The sequence below is a fragment of the Rhodococcus sp. MEB032 genome, assembly GCF_030208925.1.
GTDB classification, from domain to species: Bacteria; Actinomycetota; Actinomycetes; order Mycobacteriales; family Mycobacteriaceae; genus Rhodococcus_F; species Rhodococcus_F qingshengii.
Genome location: NZ_JARVSY010000055.1, coordinates 65160 through 77029, shown reverse-complemented (window position 1 = coordinate 77029; position 11870 = coordinate 65160). Strand labels below are relative to the sequence as shown.

Below are 11870 nucleotides of genomic sequence, written 5' to 3'. Positions count from 1 at the left end.
CGTAGACGGTGATTGAACCATCGGGGGCCGACAGGAATCAGCCGAACTCGATCACCACTTTGCCGGCGGCATGGCCGTCTTCGACTGCAGCGAGCGCTTCCCCAGCGCGGGAGAATGGGTACCGCCCGGACACGGACGGGTCGAGGATCCCGTCGGCCACGAGCGCCGCGACCTCCGTGAATACTGCTGTAGTTCTTCGGCGTTCGACACCACCGCCGCCGAGTCGGATCGCAGCCAGAGGATCGGCGATGCTCAGGATCGGTGCGTCCGGTCGGGCGAGCTCAGCGCCGCGAGTGAGAGTGTCCCCGCCGACCAGGTCGAAAACCGCGTCCACTCCGACTGGGGACAACGCGGACACGTCGTCTGCGAAGCCGTCCCCCGACGCAACCCAACGTGCTCCCGCTTCCTCGATCGCGGTTCTCTTGGACTCGCTCGCGACACCGATCACGTTGATACTCCGCGCCAGTGCAAGCGCGATCGTGCTGCGACCAACGCCGCCGCCGGCGCCGAGCAGCAGGAGTGTCGCCCCGGGTTTCAGACCGAGATCGTGGAGTGCGTCGTAGGCCGTTCCTGCCGCAACCGTCAGCACTGCGGCATCGGCCCAGGACACGGTAGGCGGCTTGTGTGCTGTCGAGGAGACGTTGAGCAATGTCGACGCGGCGTAGCCGCCGAAGCCGGTCGCGGTAGCGCCGAACACTTCGTCGCCGACCTCGAACTCGGTGACCCGCGGACCTACTCCGATGACAACACCGGACACTTCGCGACCCAGAACCGCAGGCAGCGTCACCGGGACAGTGTCTTTTCGAGTACCCGCACGAACTTTCCAGTCAGCTGGGTTGACACCCGCCGCGCGGACCGAGACCAGCAGTTGGCCGGCACCCGGTGGGGGCAAGGTGACGTCGAAGTAGGACTGTGTGTCCGGTCCGCCGTACTCGGTGAAGCCGTATGCCGTCGTCATGCCTGCCAGCCTATTGCCCGGTAGGCCGGAAGTGGTGTCGGTGGCACCTGATTGGATGGTCGGATGCTGCATGGACTCTGGTCACCGGGATCGGGGCTCAAACTGTGGGTCGACGGGCACGACGGTGCCGGGACCGACGATCCCCGTGATCCGGTCAGTGCTGTCCTGCACCGCAAGTTCCGTCATCGTGCGAATGTCGCTATGCCGCCCGTACCTGGCGGGCCTTTGCACAGTGAGTACGCAGCTGTTGCGTTGGCGCCGCCGGACGCAGTCGATCTCCTGCTGCGGTTCAAGGCCGACGATCAGCGAATTGCGGGAGACCTGCACTTTCTCGTACATGTGGCGCGAGGAATAGACCGGTGGGTGCGCGCCGGACGGGTGGTCCCCGCACTGACGCGGGCTGAAGGAAGTTGGTGGCCACGCTGGCAGTTGTCGGTGGGGGAACGCCAGCGCGCCTGGATCGGCGAACTGGTCGTGGCGATGCCGCCGGTGCAGCGGGCGGTCGGTTCGCCGAGGGCGACGATCGAAGACATCACGAACGAACTCACGGACCCGATCGTTCGTCGTGCTCTCGGGGACTCACATCCGGTGGTGCAGACCCCGCTGTGGCAGGCCGTGTTGTCCGGGGACGCTTTCGACGACGTGTCGGTACGAGCGGCCGAGGGACTCGCCGAATGGGGGTCGACGTTCACCGCCGGAGAGCCGGACTTGGTTCTGCGGCTGATCGAGCCTGAACTCGACGACAATTCCGATCCCGACGACGATGCGCTGTGGCGTCTGCAAGTGTGTTTGCGTCCTGAAGGTGAAGCGCCCGAACGTGTTCGACTGCACCGGGCAGATCCCAAACGTATCCAGCTCGGCAGCCGCAAACTCGAAGACGCAATCAAGGCTTACCCACGTTTTCGCGACGTGCCGCGTGACGAGGACAGCCTCGACCTGTTGCTGCCCACACCTGTCGTGATGGACCTGGTCGGACACGGCGCGATTGTCCTGCGAGAGCGAGGGATCACGCTGCTGCTTCCTCGCGCATGGAACGTGGTGTCTCCATCCCTGCGTGTGCGCGTGACCTCGGCGGCATCTCCGATCGTTGCGGAGAATCGTACGGTCGGTATGGACCAATTGCTGGAATACGATTGGGAATTGGCGCTCGGAGACAAGGTACTCACCGCCGAGGAAATGACCCGACTCGTCGATGCGAAGTCCGATCTGGTCCAGTTGCGCGGCGAGTGGGTTCAGGCGGACAAAGACGTCCTGGCCCGCGCGGCTCGTTTTGTCAGTCAGCGGCACGCGAGCGGGGACCGAGCGATCGTCGATCTGATCAAGGATTTGATCGCCGACGACCTCAAAGACCTGCCGGTCGAGGAAGTGAAGGCAACCGGATGGGCTTCGGCACTGCTCGACCAGTCGGTGGCTCCGCGGCAGGTCGCGGTACCGTCGACGGTCAACGCGACTTTGCGTCCGTATCAACGACGCGGTCTCGACTGGTTGGCGTACATGAGTGCCCTCGGGCTCGGCGCGGTACTGGCCGACGACATGGGTCTGGGTAAGACGCTGCAACTGTTGGCGTTACTTGCGCACGAGAAGTCCAAGACAGCAACCCTTTTGGTGTGCCCGATGTCGGTTGTGGGTAACTGGCAGCGTGAATCGGCGCGATTCGTGCCGAGCTTGCGCGTCTACGTTCATCACGGTTCGGATCGCGCTACCGGGGCGGAGTTGGAACAGGCAGTTCGTGAGAGTGACCTCGTGATCACCACCTACGCGCTCATGACCCGCGACGTCGCGGCCCTCAAGGATCTCGACTGGCGGCGCGTAGTGCTCGACGAGGCTCAACACATCAAGAACGCCAAGACATCTCAGGCGAGAGCTGCTCGCAGCATCCCCGCGGATCATCGCGTTGCTCTGACCGGAACGCCGGTGGAGAACCGACTGGACGAGCTGCGGTCAATCCTCGATTTTGCCAATCGCGGTGTACTCGGCTCGGAGCAGATGTTCCGCAAAAGGTTTGTCGTACCGATCGAGCGGGAAAAAGATCAGCTTGCCGTCTCGCGACTGCGAGCCGTCACGTCCCCCTTTGTGCTGCGGCGCGTGAAGACCGATCCCGCCGTGATCGCGGATCTCCCGGAGAAGTTGGAGATGACGGTTCGAGCGAATCTCAGCGAAGAGCAGGCCGCGTTGTACCGCGCCGTGGTGGACGAGATGATGGCGCAGATCAAGGGGACGGAAGGGATGAAGCGCAAGGGCGCCGTCCTGTCTGCGCTGACCAAACTCAAACAGGTGTGCAATCATCCCGCGCACTTCCTGCGCGACGGTTCGCCGGTGATGCGCCGCGGGCAACACCGTTCGGGAAAGCTCGGACTGGTCGAGGACATCGTCGAGTCGGTCATCGGCGACGACGAGAAGGTTCTGTTGTTCACACAGTTTCGTGAGTTCGGCGAATTGGTGGTGCCGTACCTGGCCGACCGGTTCACCACCGAAGTTCCGTTTCTCCACGGCGGAGTGTCGAAAGCCGGGCGCGACGCAATGGTCGAGGCATTCCAAGGTGAAGGCGGCCCGCCCATCATGGTGCTCTCGCTCAAGGCCGGCGGCACGGGTCTGAATCTCACGGCGGCCAACCATGTGGTTCACCTCGACAGATGGTGGAACCCGGCGGTAGAGAACCAGGCGACGGACCGTGTCTTCCGCATCGGTCAGAGAAAGAACGTTCAGGTACGCAAGATGGTGTGCGTCGGAACCTTGGAAGAGCGAATCGACACGATGATCGCGAGTAAAAGTGAACTCGCCGAACTTGCAGTCGGGACGGGTGAGAACTGGGTGACGGAGATGAGCGTCGAGCAACTGGACGAGTTGTTGCGACTCAGCGACGACGCGGTGGGCGAATGAGTCCGCGCGGTAAGGGCCCCGATTTCAGTGAGTACACCGGGCCTCGACGGCGAGCACCCGCGCCGGTCAAGCCTCGTCCAGCGTTCGGGAGGACGTTCTGGGGCAAGGCTTTTGTTCGGGTCGTCGAAGAGATCGGCGACAAACCTCGTGTCACGCGTGGGCGTACGTATGCGCGTTCGGGTCAGGTCTTGGCGCTCGACATCGAACCAGGAGTGGTGACGGCCGAGGTTCAGGGCAGCCAACTTCAACCGTTCGTTTCCACGCTGTCGATCGACACCCTTGATCAATCGGATATCGACGACATCATCACCAAGATCCGCCGAGTGCCGGGAAGTCTTGCCGCACTGGTGTCCGGCGTTGTGCCGGACATGCTTGCTGCTCAACTGATACCGGACGGTCCGTCGGCGTTTCGCTTCGACTGCACCTGCCCCGATGTCGGTTGGCCGTGCAAACACGCTGCGGCCGTGGCGTTCTTGACCGCGGAGCGAATCGACACCGATCCGCTCAGGTTGCTGAGACTTCGCGGGGTCGACCTGGAGCAGTTGATCGGGGGAGTGGAAGACGAGTCGACTGTTTCGGTGGACGTCGAGAATTGGTTCGGAATCGCGGCTGCCCTCCCTACGCTACCGAAGGTGCCTTTTCGCGCGGCGATCGACGATCTGGATATCAGGCGGTTGCGCGAGGCGGTTGCGGCATTGGGATTGGACATGGCTCAGCAGAACGTCGCCTTGGACGAAATACGGTCCATCTACCGACGGTTGGACGGTTGAAATCGGACAACTCCGGACTGGGTGCTAGTTTCCTGTCGTAAATTCCAGTATCGTTAATTGGACCGGTCCGGTCGGGACCTGCCTGCGATTTCAGGTCGTTGTCGTCGGCGAATAGACGACTATTCATTTCTCGGAGGGACAGTCGCTGTGATGCCCGTTCATTTGCGCGACAGCGCAATACCCAAACACGAACAGTTGCGCACCATTCTCCTGCGCAAGTGCACCCAAGAGCTCCAGCCTGGCGACTTGATGACCAGCGAGCGAAACCTGATGCAGGACTACGGCGTCAGTCGGATCACCGTTCGCGAGGCAATCGGGCAACTGGTCAATGACGGACACCTCGTTCGCGTGCGTGGCAAGGGAACCTTCGTTGCGCACCGTGCTGTCCAATCCAAGCTGCACCTTGCATCCTTCACCGAGGAAATGCGCGCCCAGGGGCATCACCCCACGACAGTGGTCCTGGTCAGCGAACAGGGGCCGGTCCCCGAAAACACTGCTGCCGCACTGAATATGCGACCGGGTTCCGACGGTTACCACGTCAAGCGCTTGCGCCTTGCCGACGGCGAGCCGGTGAGCGTGGACGACGGCTGGTTCAATCCCGAACTGTTGCCGGGTTTACTCGACATGGACTTGACGGGTTCGATCTATCGGGCAACCGCCGACAAGTACGACAAGCCGATCGATCGGGCAGAGCAGACAGTCAGTGCAGATGGTGCCAGTACGGAGATCGCGACTCTCCTCGGCACTCGTAAAGGCGCTCCGGTTCTGTACTTCGATCGAGTGTCGTTCAGCGAGATCGCACCGGTCGAGCACACTCGCAGTTGGTACCGGTCCGACCGCTACCAGTTGCAGATGGAAGTCCAGGGCCAAGCGCGGCCCAAAACGCGCGGCGACCAATAGTCATCGTTCGAAGCGAAAGGGGCGAGCACACCTTCCGGTGTGCTCGCCCTTTGCGTTACGCCGACCAGTCGAACAGAGTGTCGCCAGTGGCGACGTCCCCACCGACGGAAGGGGATTCGACGGTGTCCGGTTTGGAATCCATCACGACTACCGGGCAGATCGCCGAGTAACCGGTCGTGTCGATGTGCGCTGGATCGAAGCTGACAATGGGATCACCCGCATCGACGGTGTCACCCTCGGCGGCGATGAGGGTGAATCCGTCGCCTTCGAGCTTGACCGTGTCGATGCCGATATGGACCAGCACGCCGGTGGCTTTCTCGCCGAAGATCACGAACGCGTGGGGGTGAAGTTTCAGGATCTTTCCGCTGATCGGCGCCACGACCGTGAGCGGGCCCTGACCTCGAGCGGGTTCGATCGCGACGCCCGAGCCGACCATCTGCTGAGCGAACACCGGGTCCGGTACGTCAGCGAGCGCGACGACCCGACCGGGGAGCGGGGCGAGGACGACCGTCACAGGATGTCCTCGATGTCCTCGGCAAGGGTGTCGGCCTCGGGCCCGACGATGACCTGGACAACCGTTCCGGCCTTGAGTACGCCGTGTGCGCCGGCAGCCTTGAGAGCGGACTCGTTCACCTTCGCTCCGTCCTTGACCTCGGTACGCAGGCGGGTGATGCAGGCCTCGATCTCGACGATGTTCTCTGCGCCGCCGAGGCCCTTGATGATTGCTTCCGCTTTCGACATTTGCTGCTCCTGATTGTCGGGTTGGTCGTGATCGTTGAACGGTCGTACAGGTGGGCTGACTAGTTGCTGGTCAAGGCTATCCCGGTTACGTATGTCACATTTGGGTGTTGACAACTCGCCTCCACCAGGTAAAACTACAACTGGTTATGACCGGACAGTACCCGTTGGAAGTCCGGCTCCACAACAGTTTCGACAAAACGGTTTAGGCCTCACTTCCGAGCAAGAACCGTGACCTGCATTTTCACGAAACCTGCACGTGTACGACACCCGAATTTCCAGAACCAGCGGCCGATCGCGACGCGGCCCGGCGAACGAAGAAGGTCCTTGATGACTCTCGAAGACACCCCGAAGAAGGAATCGAAAGTGTTCGCCGGGGTTCAACGCCTCGGCCGAAGCTTGATGCTTCCGATCGCCGTTCTGCCGGCTGCGGGAATCTTGCTCCGCCTCGGCCAGGACGACCTGCTCGGGCGATTCAGTTCGATGCACAGTGCTGCTGCAGTGATCTCTGCGGCAGGACAAGCAGTCTTCACGTGGCTGCCGCTGATCTTCGCCGTCGGTATCGCGATCGGCTGGGCCAAGAAGGCCGACGGATCGACTGCCTTGGCAGCCGTCGTCGGCTACATGGTGATCGACGGCGTGTTCAAGGCGATGTCGCCGATCGTCCTCGAAGGGAAGACGGACCCGAACGGGGATCAATCCCTGATCAACTACGGTGTGCTCGCCGGTATCGTGATGGGCTTGCTGTCGGCGATCTTGTGGCAGCGGTTCTATCGAACGAAGCTTCCCGATTATCTCGGGTTCTTCAACGGGCGCAGGCTCGTTCCCATCCTGACAGCGATCACCGGTCTTGTGGTCGGTGTCCTGATGGCATTCGTGTACCCCTTGTTCAACTCCGGCCTCAACTGGGTCGGTGAAGCAGTTGCTTCCAATACTGTTGTGGGCGGCGGCATTTACGGCGCAGCGAACCGCCTCCTGATCCCCACGGGCCTGCACCACATCTTGAACTCCGCCGTGTGGTTCCTGATCGGCGACTACCAGGACGCGAGCGGTCAAATCGTTCGCGGTGACCTCAACCGGTTCTTCGCCGGCGACCCCTCCGCCGGTACGTTCATGACCGGCTTCTTCCCGATCATGATGTTCGCCCTCCCCGCTGCAGCCTTCGCAATCTGGCGTAACGCCAAGCCTTCTCAGAAGAAGCTCGTCGGCGGCATCATGCTCTCCACCGGCCTGACCGCATTCCTCACCGGTATCACCGAGCCGCTCGAATTCTCCTTCATGTTCGTCGCGTGGCCCCTGTACGTCATCCACTCGCTCCTGACCGGAACGTCGATGGCCTTGGTCAATGCGCTCGGGATTCACGACGGATTCACGTTCTCCGCAGGCTTCTTCGACTACGTGTTGAACTTCGGCAAGGCAACCAACGCATGGATGTTGATCCCGATCGGACTCGGCTACGCCGTGATCTACTACTTCCTTTTCAGCTTCGTCATCAAGAAGTGGAATCTGCGCACGCCAGGACGAGAAGAAGAGGTCGAGGTGGCTGCAGGTGAGCCCGACCCAGCGCTGCTCGAAGCCGAACTGGCACTGGCTGCCGAAGGTGACAGCCGCACCGACGCCCCGCTCGTCGCCGAACTGGAAAACAAGCTCGACAAGGAACTGGAAGGACGCTGAACATGGCGATCGCAACCACGACAATCGGATCCCGCGTCGGACTCCACGCACGACCCGCAGCGCTCTTCGCGCGCGCCGCAGCCGATCTACCGGTAGACGTCACCATCGCGCTCGGCGACGGCGAACCCGTCGATGCCTCCAGCATGTTGTCTGTCATGACTCTCGGTGCAGCATTCGGGGATTCGGTGACCTTGCGTGCTGACGGTGACGGCGCCGACGCTGCGGTCGGTTCGCTCGCAGAGCTTCTCGCATCCGAACTGGACGACGCCTGATGACGGCGAGTGTGGACAACCGCATCGCGGGTATCGGAGTGAGCGCGGGTTCGGTCTGCGCGCCGTGGTTGCGATTCTCCACGCCTGAGCCGACCTCGGCGTCGGACCCGATCACAGGCAGTCCCGAGGCGGAGCTGATCAGGATCCGTGAGGCACTGGACGCCGTCGCGGAGGAATTGCTCTCGCGTGCAAAGACAGTCGAGGGCGTCTCCGCGGAGATCCTGACGACGTCGGCTGCGATGGCGCGCGACGCGGGCATCGTGAAGGCGGCCAAGGCGAACCTGGAATCGGGGCTGCCGACCGCACACGCCGTCGCAGTTGCCTTCGACGCCTTCTGTGAAAAGCTCACGGCGCTCGGCGGGTACATGGCCGAACGGGCAACCGATCTGCGCGATCTCGGGCAGCGAGCCGTGGCCGTTCTTCGCGGGGAGCCGATGCCCGGAATCCCCACTCCCGGTTACCCGTACATACTGGTGGCGCGCGACCTCGCTCCGGCGGATACAGCGACGCTGGGCACCAGTGACGTGGTCGGATTGTTGACTGCCGAAGGAGGTCCGACCAGCCATACGGCTATCTTGGCGAAGTCGCTCGGAATCCCGGCCGTGGTCAACTGTTCGGGAACCGATCTGCTGGCGGAGGGGAAACTTCTCATCCTCGACGGCACCACCGGGACGGTCACCATCGATCCCTCGGCAGAAACGCGCGAGCGCGCTGTCCTCGAAGCATCGTTCGTGGCAGAGCAGTCGGCTTCGGCACAGGGTCCAGGACGCACGCGTGACGGGTTCGCGGTGAGGTTGTCGGCCAACATCGGAACCCTCGAGGACGCCGCGCGGGCCGGAGCGGCGGATTGCGAGGGCGTCGGACTGTTTCGTACCGAATTCTCGTATCTCGGGCGTCACGACGCACCGTCGGTGGAGGAGCAAGCACAGACGTACGCGTCGGTGCTCGGGCACTTCGCCGGACAGAAGGTGGTGGTCCGCACTCTCGATTCGGGTTCGGACAAGCCGTTGCCGTTTCTCGATCTCGGGGTCGAGGAGAATCCGGCCCTTGGTATTCGCGGGCTCCGTGTCGGCACGGTTTATCCCGACACGCTCATCAGCCAGCTCGACGCCCTCGCGGCGGCAGGCGATGCGACGGGCGCCGATCTGTGGGTCATGGCGCCGATGGTAGCTACGGCCGACGAGGCGAAAGACTTTGCAGAACTTGCGCGTTCGCGGGGGATCGGCAAGGTCGGAGCAATGATCGAGGTTCCAGCTGCAGCGTTGCGGGCGAAGGATATCCTCGAGCACCTCGATTTTGTCAGTATCGGTACCAATGATCTGAGCCAGTACACCTGCGCCGTGGATCGTATGGCCGGAGGTCTGGCGCAACTGCTCGATCCGTGGCAGCCGGCGGTCCTCGATCTGATCGCGATGGTCGGTCAGGCTGGCGCCGATGCCGGGAAACCTGTTGGTGTGTGCGGAGAATCCGCGTCTGACCCGCTGTTGGCTCCGGTTCTGGTCGGTTTGGGCGTGACGAGTCTGTCGATGTCGGTCCCGGCATTGGGCGCAGTTCGCGCGCAACTGGCCTCTCTCGATCTGGCGGTGTGCAAGGACATGGCCGCGGCGGCGCGGGGCGCGCGAAACCCGATCGAGGGTAGAGCGGCCGTCGCGCGGATTCGCGAGTCGGCATGAGTACATCAGGCTCGGCTACTGTCGGCGATCCGATCGTATTGCGGGGAACTGTGATCGGATCTCCGGCCGGGAGGATTCACGACGGAGTCGTCGTCGTGGACGGCGAAAAGATCAGTTGGGTCGGCTCGGCTGCGGACTATGTGGCGTCCACACCCGTCGTCGTCATTCCGGAACGCACCGACGCGGTGATCATGCCCGGCTTGATCGATGTCCACAGCCACGGCGCCGCGGGTGCTGGTTTCCCGAACACCGACGCCGATGGAGCGAGCCGCGCGGCGGCGCACCATTGCGAGCACGGCACGACCGGAATGCTGGCCAGCCTGGTCTCCGCACCGCGCGCAGATCTGGTGCGACAAGCAACGATGCTCGCCGATCTGGTCGAACGCGGAGAACTTCTGGGTATCCACCTCGAGGGGCCGTTCATCAACGGCGTCCGCTGCGGTGCCCAGGATCCGGCGGCGATCATTCCCGGTGATCCGGATCTGCTCGAAGTCGTGTGTGACGCCGCGCGTGGGACCGTGCGGTCCATGACCTTGGCGCCCGAGACCGAGAATTTCGAAGAGTTGCTCGCGATCATGCGTCATCGCAACATCGTGCCGAGTTTCGGTCACACCGATGCCGACGCGGCAACGACGTCGGCGCGCATCGATGCTGCGGTGCACGGGGATTGGGCCGGACAGATCAGCGCGACCCACCTCTTCAACGGGATGCCGCCCCTGCATCATCGATCTCCGGGTCCCGTCGCGGCGTGCCTGGCGGCTGCCGCGAGAGGCGAGATGGTGGTGGAACTGATCGCAGACGGTGTGCATCTTGCGCCCGAGACCGTGTCGATGGTCTTCGACGCTGTCGGACCGGACCAGATCGCCTTGGTCAGCGATTCGATGGCCGCTGCGGGAATGGACGACGGCGACTACCAACTCGGTGCGCTCGACGTCACCGTACAGGCGGGCGTCGCGCGGCTCGCGACGACCGACGGCTCGGTCGGCGCGATCGCCGGAGGGACCGCGAGGTTGCTCGACGTCCTGCGCAGCACCGTCTTCGACGGCGGCGTCGCGCTGGAAGATGCTGTCGCAGCGGCAACTCGGAGCCCAGCGCATCTGCTGGGGCTCGGCGACCTGATCGGATCGCTGGCCGTGGGCTGCCGAGCCGACATCCTGGTCACCGATCGTCAATTGCGTCTGGGGCGTGTACTACTCGGCGGAAAAGCCGCCGGAAAGGAAAAATCATGGAAATCGTAATTCAGCCGACACCCGCGGAGGTCGACTCGACCGTCGCGGACATCGTCGAAGGCTACGTCAGAGCCGGGGCGACGACGCTCGGTCTCGCAACGGGGTCGTCGCCGATCGGAACCTATCGTGAACTGGCAGCGAGGCATCGCGATGCCGAACTCGACTTCTCGCTGGCTCGGGCATTCCTGCTCGACGAGTACCTGGGATTGCCGAAACGCCATCCGCAGTCGTACTACTCGGTGATTCGGTCGGAATTCGTCGATCACGTCAACCTGGATCCGGCGATGGTGTCCAGTCCCAACGGTGAAGCGCCGTGCCCGGAGCAGGAGATCGCCCGGTACGACCAGAGCATCGCGGCGGCCGGGGGAGTGGACGTGCAGTTGCTCGGCATCGGTACCGACGGCCACATCGGCTTCAACGAGCCAGGGTCGTCGTTGACCTCGAGAACCCGCGTGAAGACGCTGACCGAGCAGACCCGGATCGACAACGCACGCTTCTTCGACGGTGTGGACGACGTCCCACATCACGTGCTCACCCAGGGGCTCGGAACCATCAGCGATGCAAGGCATCTGGTGATGATCGCGACCGGAGAAGGCAAGGCTGACGCGATCGCCGCTGCCGTCGAAGGTCCGTTGTCTGCTTTCTGCCCGGCTTCGGTGATGCAATTGCATCGCCATGTCACCGTCGTCATCGACGAAGCTGCGGCCAGTTCACTCAAACTTGCCGACTACTACCGGTATGCGCTCGAACACAAGCCGTCGTGGCAGTCCTTCTGA

The 11870-nt window shown here is 63.0% G+C and carries 11 protein-coding genes; 8 read left to right on the top strand and 3 right to left on the bottom strand.

The features are described 5' to 3' along the window. Positions 1 to 37: 37 nt before the first annotated feature. Complete coding sequence (locus QRN54_RS32500) at positions 38 to 958, bottom strand: NADP-dependent oxidoreductase (protein ID WP_285183995.1); 921 nt, start codon at positions 956 to 958, stop codon at positions 38 to 40. Positions 959 to 1021: 63 nt separating this feature from the next. Here QRN54_RS32500 and QRN54_RS32495 point away from each other — a divergent pair, with 63 nt between their 5' ends. The 3 genes from QRN54_RS32495 to QRN54_RS32485 all read left to right on the top strand — a co-directional run bounded on the left by QRN54_RS32495 (position 1022) and on the right by QRN54_RS32485 (position 5508). Then, the gene (locus tag QRN54_RS32495; protein ID WP_285183994.1) at positions 1022 to 3838 is read left to right on the top strand and encodes a DEAD/DEAH box helicase; all 2817 of its coding nucleotides are present in this window, start codon (positions 1022 to 1024) and stop codon (positions 3836 to 3838) included. Further along, positions 3835 to 4608: an SWIM zinc finger family protein gene (locus QRN54_RS32490; protein ID WP_285183993.1), complete on the top strand. Its 774-nt coding sequence runs from the start codon at positions 3835 to 3837 to the stop codon at positions 4606 to 4608. Before QRN54_RS32495 ends, QRN54_RS32490 begins: the two co-directional genes overlap by 4 nt. Before the next feature lie 150 nt (positions 4609 to 4758). Further along, positions 4759 to 5508 carry a GntR family transcriptional regulator gene (locus QRN54_RS32485; RefSeq protein ID WP_007726130.1) on the top strand — a complete coding sequence of 250 codons (750 nt, stop codon included), beginning with the start codon at positions 4759 to 4761 and terminating at the stop codon, positions 5506 to 5508. Positions 5509 to 5563: 55 nt separating this feature from the next. On the opposite strand, the gene QRN54_RS32480 is transcribed toward QRN54_RS32485, so the two are convergent. Together QRN54_RS32480 and QRN54_RS32475 are read right to left on the bottom strand one after the other, a co-directional pair. Then, positions 5564 to 6022, bottom strand: coding sequence for a PTS sugar transporter subunit IIA (locus QRN54_RS32480; protein ID WP_019749215.1), 459 nt, complete (start codon positions 6020 to 6022; stop codon positions 5564 to 5566). After that, positions 6019 to 6249 (bottom strand): PTS sugar transporter subunit IIB, encoded by a 231-nt coding sequence (locus tag QRN54_RS32475; RefSeq protein ID WP_003941324.1) that lies wholly within the window; start codon positions 6247 to 6249, stop codon positions 6019 to 6021. Before QRN54_RS32475 ends, QRN54_RS32480 begins: the two co-directional genes overlap by 4 nt. 327 nt (positions 6250 to 6576) lie before the next feature. Between QRN54_RS32475 and QRN54_RS32470 the strand changes: the two genes are divergently transcribed. From QRN54_RS32470 to nagB, 5 genes are read left to right on the top strand one after another with little or no spacing between them, the layout of a single operon-like run. Then, on the top strand, positions 6577 to 7920 hold the full coding sequence (locus QRN54_RS32470) for a PTS transporter subunit EIIC (protein WP_003941307.1): 1344 nt from the start codon (positions 6577 to 6579) through the stop codon (positions 7918 to 7920). A 2-nt stretch (positions 7921 to 7922) separates the two neighbouring features. Continuing rightward, a complete protein-coding gene (locus QRN54_RS32465) occupies positions 7923 to 8192 on the top strand; it encodes an HPr family phosphocarrier protein (protein WP_065456343.1) in 270 nt (89 codons plus the stop codon). Continuing rightward, on the top strand, positions 8192 to 9865 hold the full coding sequence (gene ptsP / locus QRN54_RS32460; RefSeq protein WP_285183992.1) for a phosphoenolpyruvate--protein phosphotransferase: 1674 nt from the start codon (positions 8192 to 8194) through the stop codon (positions 9863 to 9865). Before QRN54_RS32465 ends, ptsP begins: the two co-directional genes overlap by 1 nt. After that, positions 9862 to 11103 (top strand): N-acetylglucosamine-6-phosphate deacetylase, encoded by a 1242-nt coding sequence (locus QRN54_RS32455; RefSeq protein WP_285183991.1) that lies wholly within the window; start codon positions 9862 to 9864, stop codon positions 11101 to 11103. Before ptsP ends, QRN54_RS32455 begins: the two co-directional genes overlap by 4 nt. Further along, the gene (gene nagB / locus QRN54_RS32450) at positions 11091 to 11870 is read left to right on the top strand and encodes a glucosamine-6-phosphate deaminase (RefSeq protein ID WP_007726140.1); all 780 of its coding nucleotides are present in this window, start codon (positions 11091 to 11093) and stop codon (positions 11868 to 11870) included. The genes QRN54_RS32455 and nagB overlap by 13 nt, the downstream gene beginning before the upstream one ends.